This window comes from Vibrio sp. 10N.286.49.C3 (genome assembly GCF_041469545.1).
Taxonomy (GTDB): domain Bacteria; phylum Pseudomonadota; class Gammaproteobacteria; order Enterobacterales; family Vibrionaceae; genus Vibrio; species Vibrio tasmaniensis_A.
The window spans coordinates 30,235-50,862 of record NZ_JBFRKT010000055.1; the positions used below are offsets into that span (position 1 = coordinate 30,235).

25 protein-coding genes are annotated in these 20,628 nt (G+C 44.2%); 19 read left to right on the plus strand and 6 right to left on the minus strand.

The genetic code is table 11. From position 1 onward, the window contains the following. Positions 1–111 precede the first annotated feature (111 nt). Together AB4180_RS19765 and AB4180_RS19770 are read right to left on the minus strand one after the other, a co-directional pair. Complete coding sequence (locus tag AB4180_RS19765) at positions 112–432, minus strand: hypothetical protein (protein WP_102249614.1); 321 nt, start codon at positions 430–432, stop codon at positions 112–114. A 165-nt stretch (positions 433–597) separates the two neighbouring features. Beyond that, entirely contained in the window at positions 598–1,692 is a 1,095-nt protein-coding gene (locus AB4180_RS19770; protein WP_133151483.1) for a hypothetical protein, read from the minus strand. A gap of 178 nt (positions 1,693–1,870) precedes the next feature. Between AB4180_RS19770 and AB4180_RS19775 the strand changes: the two genes are divergently transcribed. The 9 genes from AB4180_RS19775 to AB4180_RS19815 all read left to right on the plus strand — a co-directional run bounded on the left by AB4180_RS19775 (position 1,871) and on the right by AB4180_RS19815 (position 8,651). After that, positions 1,871–2,500, plus strand: a complete 630-nt coding sequence (locus AB4180_RS19775) for a PepSY-associated TM helix domain-containing protein (RefSeq protein WP_102249612.1) — start codon at positions 1,871–1,873, stop codon at positions 2,498–2,500. 70 nt (positions 2,501–2,570) lie between these two features. Continuing rightward, positions 2,571–3,089 carry a DUF2271 domain-containing protein gene (locus AB4180_RS19780; RefSeq protein ID WP_102249611.1) on the plus strand — a complete coding sequence of 173 codons (519 nt, stop codon included), beginning with the start codon at positions 2,571–2,573 and terminating at the stop codon, positions 3,087–3,089. Positions 3,090–3,174: 85 nt separating this feature from the next. Beyond that, positions 3,175–4,011 (plus strand): DUF4198 domain-containing protein, encoded by an 837-nt coding sequence (locus AB4180_RS19785; protein ID WP_048608220.1) that lies wholly within the window; start codon positions 3,175–3,177, stop codon positions 4,009–4,011. Between the two features lie 116 nt (positions 4,012–4,127). Beyond that, the gene (locus AB4180_RS19790) at positions 4,128–4,463 is read left to right on the plus strand and encodes a rod-binding protein (protein ID WP_102249610.1); all 336 of its coding nucleotides are present in this window, start codon (positions 4,128–4,130) and stop codon (positions 4,461–4,463) included. Continuing rightward, positions 4,460–5,056, plus strand: coding sequence for a DUF6162 family protein (locus AB4180_RS19795; protein WP_017102110.1), 597 nt, complete (start codon positions 4,460–4,462; stop codon positions 5,054–5,056). Before AB4180_RS19790 ends, AB4180_RS19795 begins: the two co-directional genes overlap by 4 nt. Before the next feature lie 124 nt (positions 5,057–5,180). After that, complete coding sequence (locus AB4180_RS19800) at positions 5,181–6,116, plus strand: metal ABC transporter solute-binding protein, Zn/Mn family (RefSeq protein ID WP_029222760.1); 936 nt, start codon at positions 5,181–5,183, stop codon at positions 6,114–6,116. After that, positions 6,116–6,850 carry a metal ABC transporter ATP-binding protein gene (locus AB4180_RS19805; protein WP_017097630.1) on the plus strand — a complete coding sequence of 245 codons (735 nt, stop codon included), beginning with the start codon at positions 6,116–6,118 and terminating at the stop codon, positions 6,848–6,850. The genes AB4180_RS19800 and AB4180_RS19805 overlap by 1 nt, the downstream gene beginning before the upstream one ends. Continuing rightward, positions 6,850–7,725, plus strand: coding sequence for a metal ABC transporter permease (locus AB4180_RS19810; RefSeq protein WP_012600593.1), 876 nt, complete (start codon positions 6,850–6,852; stop codon positions 7,723–7,725). Before AB4180_RS19805 ends, AB4180_RS19810 begins: the two co-directional genes overlap by 1 nt. A 2-nt stretch (positions 7,726–7,727) precedes the next feature. Beyond that, a complete protein-coding gene (locus AB4180_RS19815) occupies positions 7,728–8,651 on the plus strand; it encodes an ABC transporter substrate-binding protein (protein WP_009845394.1) in 924 nt (307 codons plus the stop codon). 129 nt (positions 8,652–8,780) lie between these two features. Here AB4180_RS19815 and AB4180_RS19820 read toward each other — a convergent pair whose 3' ends face one another. Continuing rightward, on the minus strand, positions 8,781–8,990 hold the full coding sequence (locus tag AB4180_RS19820; RefSeq protein ID WP_102249609.1) for a DUF2986 domain-containing protein: 210 nt from the start codon (positions 8,988–8,990) through the stop codon (positions 8,781–8,783). 93 nt (positions 8,991–9,083) lie between these two features. On the opposite strand from AB4180_RS19820, the gene AB4180_RS19825 reads away from it, so the two are divergent. Continuing rightward, positions 9,084–9,479 (plus strand): nitrous oxide-stimulated promoter family protein, encoded by a 396-nt coding sequence (locus AB4180_RS19825; protein WP_065680040.1) that lies wholly within the window; start codon positions 9,084–9,086, stop codon positions 9,477–9,479. 103 nt (positions 9,480–9,582) lie between these two features. Here AB4180_RS19825 and AB4180_RS19830 read toward each other — a convergent pair whose 3' ends face one another. Then, positions 9,583–10,980 (minus strand): MATE family efflux transporter, encoded by a 1,398-nt coding sequence (locus tag AB4180_RS19830; RefSeq protein WP_102249608.1) that lies wholly within the window; start codon positions 10,978–10,980, stop codon positions 9,583–9,585. A gap of 50 nt (positions 10,981–11,030) precedes the next feature. Here AB4180_RS19830 and AB4180_RS19835 point away from each other — a divergent pair, with 50 nt between their 5' ends. The 3 genes from AB4180_RS19835 (at position 11,031) to AB4180_RS19845 (ending at position 12,926) form a co-directional block, all read left to right on the plus strand. Then, positions 11,031–11,924, plus strand: a complete 894-nt coding sequence (locus AB4180_RS19835) for a helix-turn-helix domain-containing protein (RefSeq protein WP_012600599.1) — start codon at positions 11,031–11,033, stop codon at positions 11,922–11,924. Between the two features lie 144 nt (positions 11,925–12,068). Beyond that, positions 12,069–12,419: a winged helix-turn-helix domain-containing protein gene (locus AB4180_RS19840; protein WP_102249607.1), complete on the plus strand. Its 351-nt coding sequence runs from the start codon at positions 12,069–12,071 to the stop codon at positions 12,417–12,419. A 171-nt stretch (positions 12,420–12,590) separates the two neighbouring features. Further along, positions 12,591–12,926, plus strand: a complete 336-nt coding sequence (locus AB4180_RS19845) for a winged helix-turn-helix domain-containing protein (RefSeq protein WP_012600601.1) — start codon at positions 12,591–12,593, stop codon at positions 12,924–12,926. Positions 12,927–13,078: 152 nt separating this feature from the next. On the opposite strand, the gene AB4180_RS19850 is transcribed toward AB4180_RS19845, so the two are convergent. Next, positions 13,079–14,230: an MFS transporter gene (locus AB4180_RS19850; RefSeq protein ID WP_017102114.1), complete on the minus strand. Its 1,152-nt coding sequence runs from the start codon at positions 14,228–14,230 to the stop codon at positions 13,079–13,081. Between AB4180_RS19850 and AB4180_RS19855 the strand changes: the two genes are divergently transcribed. Both AB4180_RS19855 and AB4180_RS19860 read left to right on the plus strand, forming a co-directional pair. Continuing rightward, entirely contained in the window at positions 14,230–14,427 is a 198-nt protein-coding gene (locus tag AB4180_RS19855; protein ID WP_102249606.1) for a hypothetical protein, read from the plus strand. The genes AB4180_RS19850 and AB4180_RS19855 overlap by 1 nt on opposite strands. Positions 14,428–14,677: 250 nt before the next feature. Beyond that, the gene (locus AB4180_RS19860; protein WP_102249605.1) at positions 14,678–16,327 is read left to right on the plus strand and encodes a GMC family oxidoreductase; all 1,650 of its coding nucleotides are present in this window, start codon (positions 14,678–14,680) and stop codon (positions 16,325–16,327) included. A gap of 145 nt (positions 16,328–16,472) precedes the next feature. Here AB4180_RS19860 and trxC read toward each other — a convergent pair whose 3' ends face one another. Continuing rightward, positions 16,473–16,907, minus strand: a complete 435-nt coding sequence (gene trxC, locus AB4180_RS19865) for a thioredoxin TrxC (protein WP_017097619.1) — start codon at positions 16,905–16,907, stop codon at positions 16,473–16,475. 122 nt (positions 16,908–17,029) lie between these two features. Between trxC and AB4180_RS19870 the strand changes: the two genes are divergently transcribed. The 4 genes from AB4180_RS19870 (at position 17,030) to AB4180_RS19885 (ending at position 20,588) form a co-directional block, all read left to right on the plus strand. Further along, positions 17,030–18,127, plus strand: coding sequence for a ketoacyl-ACP synthase III (locus AB4180_RS19870; RefSeq protein ID WP_102249604.1), 1,098 nt, complete (start codon positions 17,030–17,032; stop codon positions 18,125–18,127). 120 nt (positions 18,128–18,247) lie between these two features. Further along, positions 18,248–19,480: a glycosyltransferase gene (locus AB4180_RS19875; RefSeq protein ID WP_017101878.1), complete on the plus strand. Its 1,233-nt coding sequence runs from the start codon at positions 18,248–18,250 to the stop codon at positions 19,478–19,480. Positions 19,481–19,680: 200 nt separating this feature from the next. After that, a complete protein-coding gene (locus AB4180_RS19880; RefSeq protein ID WP_102249603.1) occupies positions 19,681–20,157 on the plus strand; it encodes a YeeE/YedE family protein in 477 nt (158 codons plus the stop codon). Then, positions 20,157–20,588 carry a YeeE/YedE family protein gene (locus tag AB4180_RS19885; RefSeq protein WP_017102118.1) on the plus strand — a complete coding sequence of 144 codons (432 nt, stop codon included), beginning with the start codon at positions 20,157–20,159 and terminating at the stop codon, positions 20,586–20,588. Before AB4180_RS19880 ends, AB4180_RS19885 begins: the two co-directional genes overlap by 1 nt. Positions 20,589–20,628 lie beyond the last annotated feature (40 nt).

A 20,628-nucleotide genomic window follows, 5' to 3' on the forward strand; every position in this document is an offset into this window, starting at 1 on the left:
GATAAGTAGTTATTCTACAATGAAAATTTCTAACGATGTTATCGAGTGTTTTAACCAGCTAGGATGAACAGTTATTTACTACGATTGGTATAAAGATAAAGAGAATTCTAGTTAAAGGCTGCACATCTCGCCACTGTGTGATCCCGCAATGATCATTCCGCTTTGGTTTACAATCCAGTTAATGGTGCAGTCACGATAGGGGTTTTTGAAAGAATGCTGTATTTCACCATTCTCGAGTGAGGTTTGAGTTTCTACCCAAGCAAATGTGCGTGACTCCCAAAATGTAACAGCTTGAGAGTGGGGCGTTAAATACAAAGCTTGAGCATCTGCAATATTGGAACCGATGTAACTCTCGACATGTTCGTCAGTACTAACAATCTGGCTAGTACAAGCGCTGATAAAAATCATAGCAATGGGAATATAGATACGCATTAAAAATCCTTTTTAGTGAGTATGATTATTCATATATCTAAATATACAACAGCGTTATTTAAATTAGTAAACACGCCATTGCAGTATCTCTATCTTAGCCATGCTTAACCCCCAACCTTTGTCTGAAAACGTGACATACCGACGAACCGGAGTGGACATACTGAGTTATCTCAGTGAAGAGTATTTTATTGCGTCCTTTTCAAATTGAGCGACTTTAGAGCCTACTGATTTTAGTGCTCGTTGATATGCATCAACATCATGCCCGACAACAGATAATGCAGCGTCGTAAGGCGACATTGCTTTTTCCAGTTGTTCTATTTTGTAACCAAGTTGGTCTAAAAGATAAATGACAGAGGCGCCACTGTTATAAAAAACGTAGAATCCAAAGTGCCACTTTACGTCTTTTTTATTTTTTAGATTCAAGCTAAAACTTCTTCCTTTATCGAAGCTCAAGCTATTGTTTTTATATACTTTTCTGGCTGTTAAGACGGTGATGTATTCTGCCGAGCCTTCTATGCGTTCTTGTGCTAGGGCCATGTTCTCAACCAACGATGTATTGTCGTTAAGCATTTGTCGTTGCCTAATTGCCACATATTGTTTCAACAGCTCACGAGCTTCCACCTTAGTCAATTTTCTAGGTAGTCCATCAAACAGCTCGGTGAGTATTAACTCGTCTTGGATAATGCTTTTGGTTGTAGGGTAATTGTCAACGTCCTGTCGCCAATTGCTTTTTTTCGCCCAAGAGGTTTGATAGATGTGGAATACCTCATGAGGCGCAAATAAAAGGTCATTGGTAAATGGGTGTTGATTGTTAGCGACTGCATCCGTGTATTTTTGTGCGTAGTATTTGTGACCATCAATAAGTAAGTCGAAGGTGTACAGGTTATTTGAACCGTTGTTTATCTTAGTTACGGCACTATGCATTTCCTTTTTGTATTCATAGATTTTCATACCACCAGATTCTGCTGAACTGATCTTGGTCGCACTTTTTAGAACTGACTGAGGATTAATAATGAATGCATTTATAGGCTCATCTTTAGCATTGACACGAATCAGGTAGTGGGGTCTTTTGGCGTAATTATATCGATCCCAGTAATTCAATTTCATGTACGCTCCGATCTGCTTGATCATCGCTTTGTCAGCCACATTTTCAACGCTAGCAACGGCCGTCGGTGTCGTGGATTTAGGTGAACTCGAGCTTGAATTTGAATTACAAGCAGACAGTAGAAGAATGGTTACCCCTAGCAATAAACTTTTCATGATGACCCTTATCTAAGCAAATGTTGCTTAATACATTAACGGTATTCTTAGGAGCGTTCTGTAATAACTTGTAACTCGGCCACTTACATTATGGATAACGTAAATAATGTAAATTGAATGCCAATACGAATGATTATCAACTAAATTGTCGCCATAAAATCTATAGGTATTGGTTTGTATGTCGTTAAAAAGTAGGGCGGTTCAATCATGGGCTCGTCGACTTCATGTTTATATTTCAATGGCACTGTTGTTTGTTGTTCTCTTCTTTTCAGTGACAGGTATTACCCTTAATCGCCCTGAGCTGTTCGAATCAAGCCAACCCAATATCCAACACTCTACGCTAACGCTTCCCACGAGTTTGTTTACGATTCAAGACGGTCGACTGAAAGCCGACGAGTCTGCTTTTGAAACGTTTTTATTTGAAGAAGCAAACCTATCTGGCGTTCCTTCGGGGTTAGACATATACGCAGAGATTGAAGACGGTGAGTTACTCATCGGTGAAGTGTCTATGGACTTCAAAGGACCTGGCTACAACGCTTCTGTGTTTGTTGATGTGACTTCTGAAATGGTGGAAGTCGAAACAACGAATTATGGCGTTATTGCATTGTTGAATGACCTACACAAAGGGCGTAATAGCGGTGAAGTGTGGAAGTGGTTTATCGATATCACTGCGCTGCTGATGATCTTCTTTGTACTGACTGGCGTGTGCTTACTGTTACCTAAGAAAAAAACACTCAATACCTCTATTAAATGGACGGTATTTGGGTCTGCAATTTCACTTGCTATCTATTTTGTCGCCGTACCGTAACCCGCGATCCGATCCATGAGGCGGTGTGAAGGTGAATTAAAGGCGCAACGGATTTGAAAGGTTGTTAAACATGAAAAAAATGAATTGGAGCAAATCGCTCCTTGCTTTGTCTCTTATACCAAGCTTAGGCATGGCTGAGGTGCTTCCTGACACAGCAAAGCTCGATGTGCATTTCGAGTTACCAAGAATTGAGGCTTCTCCATACAAGCGCCCTTACGTAGCGATATGGGTAGAGAACAGTGAAAGAAAGTCAGTGAAAACCATTGAGCTTTGGGTCGGCCAAGATGAATGGCTTAAAGATTTACGAAGTTGGTGGCGAAAAGTCGGCCGTTACGACCGCGAACTCGTTGATGCCGTGACTTCCGCAACACGTCCTGTTGGTCAATATCGTTTTGCTTGGGATGGCAAAAATGATGCCGGTCAATCGTTAGAGCAAGGTGAATACACTGTTCATATTGAAGTTGTACGTGAACATGGTGGCCGAAACTATCTTCGCCAAAAAGTAGCACTCACTGACAAAAATGCTTCTTACCAATTAGAACCAACGGAAGAGACCGGTCAGATTGCGCTCAACTATATCGTTAAGTAGTAGATAAAGAAGCGATAAATAATGGTAGCCATCGTAGACGCTCATTGAGTGACACGATTAAAAATTACAAATAATGGAATTGAACATGATGAAACAGACAAAAATAAAGGCACTTGCTCTAGCGGGTGTTATGGCGTTCGGCCTAGCGGCTACGACAACAGCACAAGCCCACCCACGCTGGATTTTGCCATCACACTTTACCGTATCGAAAGAAGGCGGTGATTGGCTAACGTTCGACGTGACTGCGTCTCACGGTACGTTTGTTTTTGATAAGCCTGCAGGCAGCGAAAATGCACATGTCATCATGCCTGATGGCCGTAGCGAGCGTCCAAACTTTGTTGTTCGCGGTAAACGTCGTTCAATCTTCGATTTCTACTTCGAAGAAGAAGGTACACACAAAGTTGCGATTAACAACCAGCCATCTTACTACACACAGTACAAAGCGGGCCGTCGTGACACTGTGAAATGGATCAAAGCAAACAAAGCGGAACGTGACTCTGTACTTCCTGAAAAATCACGTGACGTGGTAACACAAATCAGCTTCACTCGTGCTGAAAGCTACATCACAGTAGGTAAGCCAACGGATTCAGTATTCAAAATTGAAGGGAAGCTTCTAGAAATGAAGCCTGTGACACACCCTTCAGACATCGTTGAAGGCGAACCAGTCACGTTCCAATTCTTCTACAACGGTGAAATTCAAAAAGACGTGAAAGCTGAGATCACTCGTGAAGGCACGCTTTACCGCAACCACCAAGAACAGATTGATGTAGTGAGCGACGAGAACGGCGAAATCACGTTCACTCCAGATGTAGCGGGTCGTTACGTAATGAAAGCGAACTACAAAGGTGAGTTGATTGACAACCCACTGGCAGACAAAGCAAGCGCGAACGTTCACCTAACGTTCGAAGCACTGCTTCAATAGTCTGTGATGTCGGGGCTAGATCCCTGATTAAGCAACCAAAAAACTTAAGGGCTCATTTGAGCCCTTTATCGCTCAGTTTACTACTGAGAATTTGCAATGTGGCTAGGGTACGAACCATGACAATAAAAACAAAACTAAAATCGATAATCACTCCATGCTTGGCTCTGGGACTTGGTTTCGCTGCATTACCTGCGCAAGCACACTTTCCATTGATGAGCTGCTGGTTTGAACGCAAAACAGTGGCTTGCGAAGCGGGCTATTCAGACGGTAGTAAAGCGATTGATTACGCGGTTGAGATGTATGACTACGAAGACAACTTGATTGCAAAAGAGATGACGGATAAACGCTCTATTGTCGAATTTCCAAACCCAAATTCTGAGTTTTACCTCGTGTTTGATTCAGGTCACGAGTTTCCTGTTGAAGTCGACGTTGTAGAGATCAAAGAAAAATGATGATTCAAAGTGTACGCGCTGACACAGGCGGAAGAGAGGGCAAGTGGGTTGGCCTAATCATTATATTCATCCTTTGTTTTGCGACGGTTGCTATTCCGTTTAATCAAGCAGAATCTCATATCGAAGTGACCCTTGATCACCAAGTCTTAGTGACTGATGTTGAGCAAGAAAACTTGGCGATGCTGTCAGAACTCCGTTTGGCTCATGAAGAGATTCGAGATCTTCGCATGGACTTAGACGGCGAATGGCCAAGCGTTGTGTCGCTGAAAGACGAATGGGTCGCGCCTTTTGTTGAAGACCAGAGTTGGAAGCGCAAAGGTTCTCATACTTGGTTATTGGACGAGCGTGGTTATTACTTCTCTACGCCAAGTGAATACGCTACACCAAGCGAACAAGCTACGCCAAACACTCATGGCTTCGCGGACTCGTTTATTTTAAACGCGAACAGTGTTTCTCCGGAAATCTGGATTTTCTTTGGTGGTGTCGCAAGCCAACCTACTCAATTTGATGAAAACACATTGGAATCCGCAGGCTGGAAACTGGTGGTGAACGAGTCAGAAGTATCTGAACAACATGACGCTGCTTCTCATTAAGCAATGTTTCAAACTTTAGGTTCTCATCAGCAATATGTTCAAAAAGAAGATGTTCACAAAATCAAAAAGCTTACGGACTAATCAGCTCATTGACCATAAGTTCACAAATAATAAGAGATTTACTATGCGATTCATGACTCTATTGATGTCGTTAATGGCGGTGTTATCGACACCCAATGCATTGGCAAAAGAATACACAGTCGACAGCGATAAGTTGACGATAGGTATTACCCTACAGCCTTACTATAGCTACGTAAAAGCAGTGGTAGGTGACAAAGTGAACATCCTTCCTTTGGTTGATGCTGGCTTTAACCCGCATAACTACTTACCACAACCAAATGACTTGAAGCGATTGAGCCAGATGGATGCAATCGTGGTAAACGGTATTGGCCACGATGACTTCGCACTAAAAGTCATTTCAGCTGCGCAACGTGATGATTTAATGGTCATCGAAGCGAACAAAGAAGTACCTCTACTTCCTGCATTAGGCCAGTCTGTTGGCCAAGGCGCAGTGAACCCACATACGTTTGTTGGACTTTCTACAACAATCCAAAAGGTGTACACCATCGCGAGTGAAGTTTCTAAGCTCGACCCAGACAACGCGGCGTTTTATCGCAAGAACGCGCGTAAGTACGCCAAGCAATTTCGTTTTATGAAGCGTGATGCGATGTTGTCATTAGGTGAACTCGATACTTCAGGCATGAAAGTGGCGACCACGCACAATGCTTATGGGTACATTCTGCAAGAGTTTGGTGTTGATGTCGCGGCGGTGATCGAGCCGGCACACGGTGTTGAACCAAGTGCGAGCCAACTGCAAGATACGATCGAGAAAATCCGCGCATCAGGCATTGATGTTCTGTTCTACGAGCTAAACATGCCAAACCGCTTTGTTGACACGATTGAAGCAGAAACAGGCGTTCAGCTTTACCGTTTCTCTCACATGACGCACGGTGAGTATCAAGACGATAAGGTAGAAGTTGAGATGAAGAAGAACTTAGAAACGTTAATCGAAGCCATGAAATTTGCTGCGGCTAACCAGGCTAAAAGTGGGAAGGCGTAATGCAAGGTCCATCGATTTCAATCAACCAACTCGGTCTGCAATACGACAACAACGTGATTCTTGATGATATCACGCTAGATCTTAAAGCGGGTGAGTGCCATGTGATCATGGGGCCAAACGGCGGTGGCAAAACCTCTTTGCTACGTTCAGTTCTTGGTTTGACGCCTTTCTCTGGTCAAATCAACATTCATTGGCCAGAAAAGCCAAGCATTGGTTACGTTCCTCAGAAAGCGACCTTCGAATCGAGTTTACCTCTGACGGTAATGGACTTTGTACTACTCAACCAAACTCGAATTCCGCTATTTTGGCGTCGTAAGTCTAAGCAATTGGATCTTGCATTAGCGCAACTCGACCGTGTGGGTATGGCGACTCGTAGCGACCGCCGTATGGGGCAGCTATCGGGTGGTGAGCAGCAACGCGTGTTGTTTGCACAAGCATTACTGGATAACCCAAGTTTATTGGTGTTGGACGAACCCACTACCGGCATGGATGAACAAGGCGTTCGTTATTTAGAATCGCTAGTTCGTGAATGCGTTGATGAAGGCCGTACGATTCTTGCCGTTCACCATGATGTAACCGCAGTGCGTCGCCTTGAAGCGAATGTACATGTTGTGAATCGATTCTTGGTGGATAGTGGTCCACATGAACAAGTACTACACCCTACTAAAATCGAGAGTCTGTTTCAGCACTATAGCAGTGGATCTGCCATCCCCAAATCGAAGGAGGTTGCGTAATGGAGTGGTTACGACAACTTGCCATTAGTGGCGTTGAAGCGGGTTGGTTATCAGACAGCTTCATGTATGCGTTTATGGTGAATGCACTGGTTGCCGCATTGTTACTTGGCCCGTTATTAGGTGGCCTTGGTACTTTGGTGATTGCTAAACGCTTGGCATTCTTCTCTGAAGCGGTAGGTCACGCAGCATTAACCGGTATTGCCATTGGTGTTTTGCTTGGTGAGCCACCAGAAAACCCAATTATTGGCTTGTTTAGCTTCTGTATGATCTTCGCTTTGCTTCTTCACTTTGTAAGAAACAGAACCAATGTGCCATACGATACCTTAGTCGGTGTTTTTCTAGCGCTAGCATTGGCAGTAGGTGCGGCATTGCTGATGTACGTGGCGCGTAAGATCAATATCCACATGCTTGAGAACGTGTTATTTGGCTCGATTCTCACGGTAACAGACCAAGATTTAGCAATTCTCGCAGGCAGCTGCGCGCTCATCATTTTGCTCTTGATACCGACGTTCAACCGTATTCTTCTCACTTGTATTAGCCCGGATATTGCCAAGGTGCGCGGCTATAACACCAGCTTCTATGACTACCTGTTTGTGATGATGATTACTTTGGTGACGATTGCTGCGGTGAAGATCGTGGGTGCTGTTTTGGTTGGTGCGTTATTATTGATTCCGGGTGCTACGGCGCGATTGTTGACTAAACGCATGGGGAGCTTTGTTTTGCTTTCTGCGTTGCTGGCAACCATTGCATGTTTAGTCGGAACGGTATTACCGATGGAACTTAAACTGCCTGTGCCGTCAGGCGCTTCAATAATCATCGTTTCTGCAACGTTTTTCCTAGCGGCAACGCTATACCGAATTATAAGAAAGGCATAACCATGACTCCTTTGATGAATCGTATTTCAAGCTCAGTAAAAACAGCGGCTCAAGTGGGTGTACTTGGTAGTGTGTTAATGGCTGGATCTGTGGTGTCACTGAACGCTAATGCAGAAGATATCTTAACGAGCACACCTGTGACTTATGCATTGGCAACAGAGCTAACCAAAGGCACTGACATTACCACTGAATACCTACCACCAAAACGTTACGGCATTGATCGCTTGCCTAACTGGTTTGGCACTAAGGGTGAAAGCAAGGTGCTTAAGTCAGGAGAGAAGGCGACCGTTGCATTAACACTGTCATCTATTTGGCAAGCGGATCCTACATTTGTATACGCAAGGCAGGGTAACATCCGTTTGGTAGAGGTGGATGCGGCTCAAGCGATTACTCCACGAGCACAAGGTGTCGCTGCGTTGACGTTATCGAGTGGTGATGTGTCTAAGTATGCTTGGTTAAATCCAACCAATCTAACGCGAATGGCCGCTATCGTGGCTGACGACTTTAAGTTATTGTGGCCAGCGCAAGCAGAGACGATTGATCGTAATTTGCAGCGTGTGATGCTTGATGTACGTGAACTGATTAACAAGCAACAAGCGGTATTATTGGATAACGATGTAGATTCAGTATTGTTGCTTTCAGAAAGCTTGGAAGATTTTGCTTCTGGCAGCCAACTGTTTGTTGAAGAACGTATGTTCAAAGCTGAACTGGAATGGACAGAGCAAGATAAAGCGAAGCTCAAAGCGATGTTTTCAGAAGACGATGCGCTATGGTTAGTGACAGCGAAAAAGCCGACGACTTTGATTAAGTCATTGGTGCCTAATGAGCGAATTCTTGTTGTTGACTCGGTAGACCGCTGGGGAAGAGCAGGGATTAATGCAAAAGCGCCGTTCGCACGCTGGGAAGTTAAACCATTCAAAGGTTAATTGAATCGCTAAGTCGCTAGGTTAATACGGTAGGATCAAAAAAGCAGCCTAAATAGAGGCTGCTTTTTTTGTTCTTGTCTACAGGCTCTGATTTGAGCGCTGAGCAAGAGTATCTCGTGAGTCAAAAGCTTACTCTGCAGCTTTTGTCTCTTCAGTTTCGATACCAGCTTCTACAGATCCTTCTGCTTGTTCTAGAGCGGCTTTCGCTTGCTCTTCAGCTTCCATTTTTGCGCGATCAGCTTTAGAAATATAGCGAGGCTTGTTGCTACCATGCAGTTTAGAATTCGCCTGTTTCTGTCTTTTCTTTAGAATTTGATTGATTTTTTTCTTACGGTTCATTGCTGCATAGCCTTGTATTTAGTTTATGCGGTGGAGGATAATCATTTTAGATCTAGAACTCAACCTGTACGGTCTCTCATTAGGTAATTAATCATGTTCCAACATAACAACATTCTACAAGGCGAACTCGCAACGGAGTACAAAACCGTTATTGCGATGGTACACATCTACTGCAAAGATCACCACGGTGCGGTTCGTCAGAATAACGCGTTATGTGAAGAGTGCGAGCAACTGTTGCGTTATGCTGAAACACGACTTGATCGCTGTCCTTATGGCGAGGCGAAGCCAACCTGCAATAAGTGTCCGATTCATTGCTATAAGCCTGATCCTAAAGAGCAGATGCGTTTAGTGATGCGATATGCTGGGCCAAGAATGCTACTCAAGCATCCGATTTTAGCGATACGACATTTGATACATGAGAAGCGTAAAGTGCCTGAGAAGCCACTGCCGAATGTGTCGAACCGCCATATCCGAATGAATAAGAAGTAACTGGCGTTTTAAAGTGGTTGCTGAAGGAACGAAAAAGGTCTGATTTCTCAGACCTTTTTGATGTAGATACGCTGCTATCTCAGCTTAAATGTAGCCAAATAGCCTATGCTGCTTGAGGCTCGTCGTAGGTCACTGTGAGGTTGTTGATCCAGCGTCGGCTCAAATATCGGTGCGAACATATAGCTAACTTCACCACTTCTTCTACCAACATCAAACCATAGATGTATTTGAAATCCCATCCAGCGACAAACGCACCGTAAACACATACTGGAATACCCACCATCCACATCGCGATGAAATCCATTCGCAGGCAAAAAGCGTTATCACCACCAGCGCGAATAATACCGTTAATGATCACCATGTTGAGCATACGAATGACTACTGCAAAACACATAATAGTCATTGCAGGTGCAGCGAGTGGGTACAATGCATCGGTAGAAAGGTTTAGCCATGATAGAACATGTTCTTTACCCATAAACAGTAGCAACCCAACGACCGCGCCAAAACCAACGACGGCTTTAATGAAGGTTAGACCCATGCTCATCGCGTCATCAAATTCATCACGGCCTAATGAATGGCCTAACAAAACAGAACACGCCACTGAGATACCAAAGAAGAGCGAGTAACACAGCGATTCAAATGGTGCGAGCATCGAGAACACAGCAAGCTCAGTCGTGCCCATGTGACCGAAAATCATTTGATATGCCATGGTGCCCATTGCCCATAACACAGCATTCATCGTCAACGGCAAAGCAATGCGACGGTAAGACAACCACAATGACGGGCGATGTGGTGAACTCGGCGTCGTTAATAGCCAATGTTTACGCATACGCATGTAGCTATACATCAAGCCCACTTGAATCAATCGCGCTAAGGTTGTCGCCAATGCGGCACCCGCCACGCCCATTGCTGGAATGCCGAAAGCCCCTTTAATTAGAACGAAGTTAAGCGCAATGTTGAGTGCAATAGTAATACCACCTAACAATAGTGGTGTTACGGTGTCACCTGATGAGCGCATGCTTGCTTCTACCACTACAACAATGTGAGTTAGAAGTAGAACAGGGAACCCATACCATAGGTAAGTCGCTCCAAGCTCAATCACGGTTTGATCGCTAGTTTGCAACATCATTAAAAACTGAGAACCAAGAGTGATGATTGCTGTAACAGGCAGCAGAACTTTCAAACCAAACACCATCGCGATGGATGATACTGTTCGTGCGCTTTTTCGGTCATTCTTTCCCCAGTATTGAGCGACTAATGTACCGTTTGCTGAGGCCAACCCTGCCATAATCATAATAGCAACGAAGTGCCATTTTGATGCAATTCCCACAGCGGCTGCTGCTTCCATACCAAAATCACTGACCATCAAGACGTCAGCAAGGGCAAGAATAGCAACCAGCGCACTTTGCAAAGCTACAGGTAAACCAAGTTTAACGATACGAGGTAATATGCTCTCTGGCTTGTTATTCATAGATGAGTTAGGGTTGATGTTAGTTGTCATAAGCTCTCCGATTTATGGCAGAACTATAGTGATTTGAGTGAAGTAACAACATGTTTAAAAAACAACAAAACCTGTGCGAATCCGTCATTGATACCATGGAGCCTAAATCAACGTGGCAAGATGATGTTTTTCTCGCGGAACATTGCAAAGAACGTTTTTTGACCGTTGAAGATATCCCAGAGATGAAAAGCTTTGGTGTATATATGGGCGGTATGGCAAAACTATACGACGGTTATTGGGTTGAGCGAGAATCCGTTAATGTTCATACGTTGATTTTCACTATGGAAGGTGGAGGCATTCTAACAACCACAACATCAGTACAAGCGATTACACCGTTTACGCTGGTGGTTCTTCCTGCCGGAACCCCATTTCGTTTTGAACTCGACCCGCAATATAACTATTGGAAAATGGCGTGGATGTTGACTCCCGATACTGAGCAGTGGCAGCACATCGCAAGTCTAGGTCAGGGGATTGTGCCGTTCGGAGAGTGTGAACAGGTTTGGTCACTAATGAACTTGGTTTACTTTGAGATAGGGGGCCGAGCCAGTTACCGTAAGTTACTCTTGAGTGAAATAGTCCGAACGTTGACGGGGTTTGAACCCAAATCAACAAGCACCACCGCTCGTGTTCAAGCGCTCTATAATGAGATTGAAAGTAGTCTGCATCAACCATGGACAGTAGCTGGTATGGCTCAAAGGGTGTTTATCAGCGAAGAGCAGCTTAATCGAGTTACCAAAACGCTCTTCGACCTATCCCCACGCAGCAAGTTGATTCAACTAAGAATGGATAAAGCGACCAGCTTGTTAAAATACCAAGATTGGTCGGTATCGATGATTGCCAACCGTTTGGGTTACAAAGATCCTTATAACTTCTCACATCGCTTTAAAAAGCATTTTGGTTTATCTCCAAGCCAATACCGTAAAAGCCATCGACTTCCCGGGTAGAGTTGGTAGTCCACTAAAAATTCGTTTCTTAGAACAATTCCACAAGATCAATTTTGCAGTAAATGTACGGTATTAAGTGATCTATCAATTTAGTATTTTTGTACCATTCGATAATATTGGAAATATCTTAAAAGACGACTGCTTATGAAACGTAAGGAATCCATACCAAAAATAGCGGATCACGTAGACGATTTTAAACTTCCGTCTAAGTGGGTTCTAAATAAAAAAGAGTTTCAATCTGATACGAGGATCGTCCGAAATCAGGAGTGTGGCTCGATAATAGGGACGCTTGCTGAACCTCATCGTAAGGTTCTTTTTTACTTATATCAAAATAAAGGGCACGTGATCAGTAAGCGGGTTTTGAAGCGTGTAGGTTGGGCGGGGAAAGCCGTCACATCTGCGTCAGTTCTGGTTGCTATCTACGAGATAAGAAGGATCTTAGACTGTCGTTGTATAAAAACGGTTTCCAACGAAGGTTATGTACTGGAGGATTAATTTCCCTTTATTGATATCCTGTTCATATATTAATAATAAAAATTTAATCTCTTTACCGTATACGCTGCTTTCATTATCTTCGATTTTAAACGTCCACTTATAAGCGACGTTATACAAAAATGACTGAATTTAACTTTGTTGCTGGCTATATCGTAAGGGAATTGTATAAAAATGGACGCCTATCCTGTAATAGATACTCACCACTCTGAACACAACGTAATACTTGAACTCAACGGAAAAATAGTTGAACTCGACACCAAACTTATTCGCAATGTTGAAAACGGCTATGTTCTGGCTACCATGCCTTTAGCGTATCGTAAGATCATTCTGTTTATGAATCAAAACCGAGGGAAATTGTTCAGTGTCGGGCAATTGAAGAAGATTGGCTGGGAGAATGGGTCAGTCACTAACTCGTCAGTGATTGTTGCGATATCTGAGATCAGATCACTATTCGGGGATGGCCTAATCATTACCATTACTGGTGAAGGCTACATATTTCAGCCTTAACCTGAAGAACACCTCTATTTCTAGTATTGATGCTTTTGTCGACTTTTGCTCAGAAGTCATCAAACAAAAAGAGCTCTTCGTTAGACGGAAAGTCATAACTAAGAGCTCTAGAGGTAACTATCCTACCTGAGGAGGATAGTTGTCATTCGAACTTACTCGCCTGCAATCTGTAGAGGAGAGCGTTTTAAGCTAGCAATCAACATGTAGATCGTTGTAGCGAGTAAAGACGCGAACAGGTAAGTGAATAATCCCGCTTGTGAATCCATAAAGCTATCTGCAACCAATGGTCCTGCGACTGAACCGATGCTGTAACACAACAACATAACCTGAGTCACTGAGACCAAGTAGCTCGGGTCTAAGTTACGACAACCCAAGTTAATCGCGATTGGGTAAAGTGCAAAAGTCGCCATACCTAACACAAACAAGCTCATACCAAGAACATAAAAATCATGGTTAATCGTTAGTACACCAATGCTTGCAACCCCTAGTAAGCAGAACAGCGCCATCAATAACACTTGTCCTATGTGATGAGATAACCATGTCACCATTGGTTGAACGGCCATACCACCCATAATCACTAACGCCATCAAACCACCAATATCTTGGTGTGCGATGTTGCGTTGAGCAAGCTCAACAGGCATCAGCCCGTAAATAGATCCAAGTGTTAATCCAGATACAATACAGCCAATCAAAGCGCTGTGGCTCAGTTTGCTGATTTGCTTTAATGATAAAGACTGCGCATCGTGAATTTGTGGTGCTGTCGCTTGTCCGTACATCAACACAATGATTGCACCAAACAACAAGGTGAACATTGCAATGAAAGGTACGCCACCTGTAATACCAAGGTAACCGATGCCGAGTTGGCCAACGGCAGAGCCGCCGTATAGCGAACACATGTAAACGCCTAAGCGTTTCGCGCGCTGAGATTCGTCACCGCTCATTAACCAAGACTCTACAATCACAAAGATACCTGCAACCGCTACACCAGCGACAAAGCGGGCTAATAACCATACAGCTTGATGTGGGATGAGTGGTAATACGAGGATCGTTGCGATAAAAATAGCCAGAGCGATAACAAACGCATCTCTGTGACCAACACGTGCAATCGCACGTTCAATCAATAACGTACCGGTTAAAAGTCCTGCATAGAATGCACTCGCCAACCAACTCGATAGATTTTTGTCTAAGCCATACTCAGACAACATTAATGGTAATGAACTCATTAAATAGCCTGAAGCGATCGCGTAAAAAGACAATGCAATAACCGGAACAGTTATGCGAGTTGTTGGTTGGATGTTGTCCAATGCAGGAGCCTCTAAATAGTGAAAGAAACGATGAATTTTCCGCGACTATGGGGGAGAAACTGAATTGGGTAAAACGAATAAAAATAGTCGTTAAGATAAAAGAAATTTATCGAGATCTTGAGCTAAAATACCATAACGGAATTTACGATTTGGCGAGATTTTATGCGGACGAAAAGCCATTAGGATTATGTTTATGATGGTTTGAAAGCGATACAATCATCCGCGTAGGTCACCCGTGATGGTTGTTGATCATCACGATAATTCAAGCGAAGAAAGTTAAGCTCATTGGTGCTTCATGAACATACGCACGTCATAGAGCAGGCCAGAGAGGAATGGTATTGTGTTCAACTTGATGATTACAAATCCCCGCGTAAAATGTTCATTCGTATGGTGTTATCAATGACGGCAATAGCGTAAACGAGAGCTACATTCAATGGAGATAGGCAAATGGATAGTTATGATTTTATTGTTGTTGGCGGGGGCTCGGCAGGATGTGTAATGGCTGCAAGGCTGTCTGAAGATCCCAATGTCACGGTTTGCCTATTGGAAGCAGGTGGTAAAGACACAAGCCCATTAATCCATACACCCGTAGGTATAGCCGCGATGATGCCAACTAAGCTAAACAACTGGGCCTTTGAAACCGTTGAACAGCCGGGTTTGAATGGTCGTCAAGGTTATCAACCAAGAGGTAAGACACTTGGTGGGTCTAGCTCTATCAATGCGATGATGTACGCTCGTGGGCACCGTTCCGACTACGATACATGGGAAAGCTTGGGTAATGCAGGTTGGAACTATGATTCGTGTTTGCCTTACTTTAAGAAAGCGGAAAATAACGAAGTTCACCAAGATGAGTTTCACGGCCAAGGTGGTCCTCTGAACGTGGCTAACCTTCGATCGCCAAGTCCGATGTTGGAACGTTACTTAACGGCGTGTGAGTCGATAGGGGTTCCCCGTAATGAAGACATCAACGGTGCTGCTCAGTTTGGGGCGATGCCGACGCAGGTAACCCAGTTGAATGGCGAACGGTGCAGTGCTGCCAAGGCTTACTTAACGCCAAACCTTTCGAGACCAAATCTTACGGTCGTGACCAAAGCAACCACACATAAAGTTTTGTTCGAAGGTAAGAAAGCGGTCGGAGTCGAATATGGCTTTAACGGACAGCGTTATCAGATCCAATGCAACAAAGAGGTGATTCTATCTGCTGGTGCATTTGGTTCTCCCCAGTTGTTATTACTGTCTGGTGTCGGTGCTAAAGACGATTTGGAGGCGCATGACATCGAGCAGGTTCATGAGTTGCCTGGAGTGGGCAAGAACCTCCAAGACCATATCGACTTGGTGCATTCGTACAAGTGCAGTGAAAAGCGTGAAACTTTTGGTATCTCGCTACAAATGGCCTCTGAAATGACCAAAGCTCTGCCGCTATGGCACAAAGAACGCCGTGGCAAGATGAGCAGTAATTTTGCAGAGGGGATAGGTTTTCTTTGTTCCGAAGATCATATCGCGGTGCCGGATTTAGAGTTTGTATTTGTGGTCGCTGTTGTCGATGACCATGCAAGAAAAATCCATACCAGTCATGGTTTTACGTCTCATGTCACCTTGTTGCGTCCGAAAAGCAACGGCAGCGTAACGCTCAATAGTAATGATCCTTATGATCCGCCTAAGATCGATCCTGCGTTTTTCAGTCATCCTGAAGATATGGAGATAATGATTAAGGGCTGGAAGAAGCAGTATCAAATGTTAGAGAGTTCGGCGTTTGACGACATCCGTGGTAATGCTTTCTACCCAGTAGACGCCAGTGATGACGAGGCTATCGAGCAAGATATTCGCAACCGTGCAGACACTCAGTATCACCCAGTCGGGACCTGTAAAATGGGCCCTAACAGTGATTCATTAGCCGTGGTAGATAACAATCTGAAAGTCTATGGGTTGAATAACTTAAGAGTTATTGATGCTTCTGTGATGCCGACATTGATTGGGGCAAACACAAACGCGCCAACCATTATGATTGCCGAAAAAGTCGCAGATCAAATCAAAAAGGAATACAGACTAGGTAAGCAAGAGTCTAGTATTCGAGCGAAAGGCGAAGCTGTGGTTTAATTCAAGAAGTTAAGTGATAACCATAAATAAAACAGTAGGTTAGATAGTCTTTGTTTGATAAGACTCTCTAACCTATTTTTGTGTGCTTACTTAGAATAAAGCAAAAGTTAATCCAATCGCTTAAACGATAGCTTAAATAATAGTGTTACTTGGTTAGAGCTTGATTAAGCCATTGATCAAATTGACCTTTTGGTAATGCACCGTTAATCGTATCGACACGTTTACCATCTTTAAACACCATCACGGTTGGAATGCTTCTGATTTGGTACATCGCGGCAAGCTGTTGCTGAGCTTCAGTATCAATCTTAACGAATCGAATATCTCCTGAACGCTCTTTAGCAACGTCACTGAACACTGGCGCAAAGCCAACACATGGGTTGCACCATGTTGCCCAGAAATCGACAACCACTGGCTGTGAACTATTCAAAATAGATTGGAAATTAAGTGACGTTCCCTCGATAGGAGCGCCATCGAGCAATGCTGTTTTGCATTTACCGCAGGTTGGGCTTTCTGAAATTCTTTCTGAAGGAACTCGGTTTACGCCATTACAAGAAGGGCAACGTGTGTTGAATGTAGACATAACTTTCTCTTTTTATTGTAACTCCGTGTCTAACGCGATTTACGAATCACGCACGGAGCGCTTATACTGTTTAAAACTAGAATACGATACTTAAATAAAAACAAACAATAAATAGGTAAATGATGACAAAATTTTACGCCGAAATTACTGGCTGGGGAAAGTGTCTACCACCAGCCGTGCTGTCCAATGATGATCTAAGCACTTTCATTGATACGTCTGACGAGTGGATTCGAACTCGAACTGGTATCGAAAACCGTCGTATCAGTCATGTAAATACCTCTGAGTTAGCGACTGTTGCTGCTCAACACGCAATGGCGTGTGCTGGTCTTACTGCCGAAGATATCGACCTCGTGATCATCGCGACGTGCAGCCCAGATTCCCTTATTCCAAATACTGCGTCTAAAGTTCAACAGAACCTAGGCATCAAGAGCGCAGCGGCTTTCGACCTTAACGCAGCGTGTACTGGCTTCATCTATGGCGTTGAAACCGCAACTCGACTGATTCAAGCGGGCAACTACCGCAATGCCATTGTTGTGGGTGCAGAACGTCTTTCATTCTTCATCGACTGGACCAAGCGTGATACTGCGGTTCTATTTGGCGACGGCGCAGGTGCTGTGGTTCTATCTCGCACTGAAGAGCAGGTTGGCTTACAAGAAGCGCAAATCGGTTGTGACGCCGAAGGCCGTGACATTTTAGCGGTACCAAAATTCGGTACTTCTATGGATCGCTTTGCTGCAGATAATGGCTACTGGGACTTTGATTTCGTAGGTAAAGAAATCTTCAAGCGTGCAGTGAAAGGCATGGGCGCTGCGGCACACACAGTATTAAGCCGTACTGGCATCTCAACCGACAATATCGATGTTGTGATTCCGCACCAAGCCAACATCCGAATCATCCAGACTTTGTGTGATATGGCGGGTATTGAGCGCGAGAAAGCGTTTGTTAACATCCAAAACTACGGCAACACATCCGCAGCGACTGTGCCAATTGCACTGTGTGAATCATTGGAGCAAGGTTTTGTTAAACCTAACTCAAACATTCTTGTGGCGGCATTTGGTGCAGGTTTAACTTGGGGTGCTGGCCATATTAAGTGGGGCGGTCGTGTTGAACCGTTAGGTCAATCGGATGCGAAGCTTCCAGAAGCGGACAAATCTGCTTTGGAGCTTCTAGAAAGAGCCATTTTACACTGTAAAACGCGTCCTAACTCAGAAAGTGAGTAGCGGAGTATGGTACGAGTTCGCCTTTTAAGTCGGATTCGCCTCATGATATAAATCGACCACCATAGTGCTCGTTTAATCAGGGACAGATCTCGTCCCTTTTGTTATTTCTTAGGAAGTGTTTTGAAGAAAGTTTTAGCAATTGGCTACGTTTGGCCAGAACCGAATTCATCGGCGGCTGGCAGCCATATGATGTCTCTTTTACGCCTGTTCAAGAGACAAGGTTGGTCCGTTGAATTTGCAACGCCAGCTCAAGAAACCGAGCACATGATCGATCTCTCTGAAGAGGGCATCACGAGCCAATCTATACAGTTAAATTGCGATAGCTTTGACCAGTACATTGAAGAGCTGCAACCCGATGTCGTGATGTTTGACCGTTTCATGATGGAAGAGCAGTTTGGTTGGCGCGTGGAAAAAGTATGTCCGAATGCCTTTAAGTTACTGGATACGGAAGACTTACAGTTCCTACGTAACGCGCGCCATGAAGCAGTTAAGAAAGAGACTGAACTGACCAAAGCGCATTTGTACAGTGACTTGGCTAAACGTGAAATTGCCGCAATCTTACGCTGTGATCTTTCGTTGATCATTTCAAGTTACGAGATGGATCTGCTTAAATCTGAGTTCAATATCGATCCAAAACTGCTTCATCACTTGCCGTTCATGGTTGATCTTAATACACTTCCTGAAAGCACGAAAAGCTTTGAAGAACGTAAGCATTTCATGACGATAGGTAACTTTAGACACGCACCGAACTGGGATGCTGTGCTTCAGTTACAGAAGATTTGGCCGAAAATTCGTAAACAGTTACCTGAAACTGAACTTCATATTTACGGATCTTACCCGCCGCCGAAAGCAACGGCTTTGCACAACCCTAAAACCGGTTTCCATATCAAAGGTTGGGCGAAAGACGCTCAAGAAGTGATGGAGCAAGCTCGTGTGTGTGTTGCACCACTCCGATTTGGCGCGGGCATTAAAGGCAAGTTGCTTGATGCGATGAAGTTACAAACTCCGAACGTGACGAGTGAAATCGGCAGCGAAGGCATGTTACCACAAGGAGAATTGCAATGGCCGGGCGCAGTGGCTGATGACATCGACGAGTTTGTTGAACAAGCTGTCGGTTTATACAAAGATGAAGAGAAGTGGCTTAAAGCACAAAGCCAATGTCATTCAATCCTTGAAGCGCACTACGAGCAGAATCAACTCGGCGACACATTGATTGAGCGATTAACGGCGTTAGAGTCCGATCTTGAATCTCATCGACTGGATAACTTCTTTGGTTCGATGCTTAAGCACCACAGCATGGCGAGCACCAAGTATATGTCGCAGTGGATAGCTGAAAAGAACAAGACTAAGTAACTGACACAATAAACCGAATCAAATAATAAGCCCTTAGGTTAACGCCTAGGGGCTTTTTTCATGCAGGACGCTTATTAATTCCAGACTTACAAACCGAAACATTCTAGCAATACATTAGCATTGACTAATTTATATTTATTAGTAAACTCTAATTTAAATTGAGGATGATGAGTTAATCGACGTTATGAGAGAGGTCAGTGATGAGTTTAATACCTTGGGGTGCATTGTTCGGTGGCATGTTGTTAGGCGCGTCGGCAATTATTCTTATGTTAGGAATAGGGCGAGTAGCAGGAATTAGCGGTATTGTTGGCCGCTTGTTACCGTCGAGAAAGAACAAAAGATTAGAATCAGGATCCGAATCGAACTCGGACTCCAGCATTGAGAAAACCGAAAAACATTGGCGACTTGCTTTTGTTGTCGGAATGGTCGTGAGCGGCTGGTTATTGATTCCAACAGGCTACCAACTTCCGCAATTAGAAGAGATCAACTTCGCAGTGGTTATCATAGCCGGATTATTGGTGGGCTTTGGTACCAAGATGGCGAATGGCTGTACTAGCGGCCATGGCATTGTGGGGATGGCTCGTTTGTCCAAGCGCTCAATCATCGCTACTTGTGTATTCATGGGTGTGGCAATCGTAACTGTGTTTGCTAAGAACTTGATCGGTTTGGGGGCGTAATGAAAAACTCTTCACTTACTATCGTTATCGGTTTGGTCGCAGGTATTCTTTTTGGCTCAGGTATGATCATTTCAGGCATGGTTGACCCGAACAAAGTACTTGGGTTTTTAGAGATTGCTGGCGACTGGGACATTAGCTTGGCATTCGTCATGGGTGGCGCGTTATTGGTCTTCGCTCCGTTTTATCACTTGGTCATTAAAAAGCGCGCTCAAGCCGTCAATGGCGAACCTTTAGATAGCAGTAATAATCCACTAATAGATAGAAAGTTGATCTTAGGTTCAACTGCTTTTGGTTTAGGCTGGGGGATTGCAGGCTTTTGCCCGGGCCCTGCAGTAACCAGCCTTAGTGGGGGTAACCCAACGGTATGGCTGTTCGTCTTAAGCATGCTGGTGGGGATGTGGCTGGCGGGTCGAACCAATAAAAGCTGCTAGCAGTGCGCCTACCATTTATTGCATGGCTGAGAGGATTCGA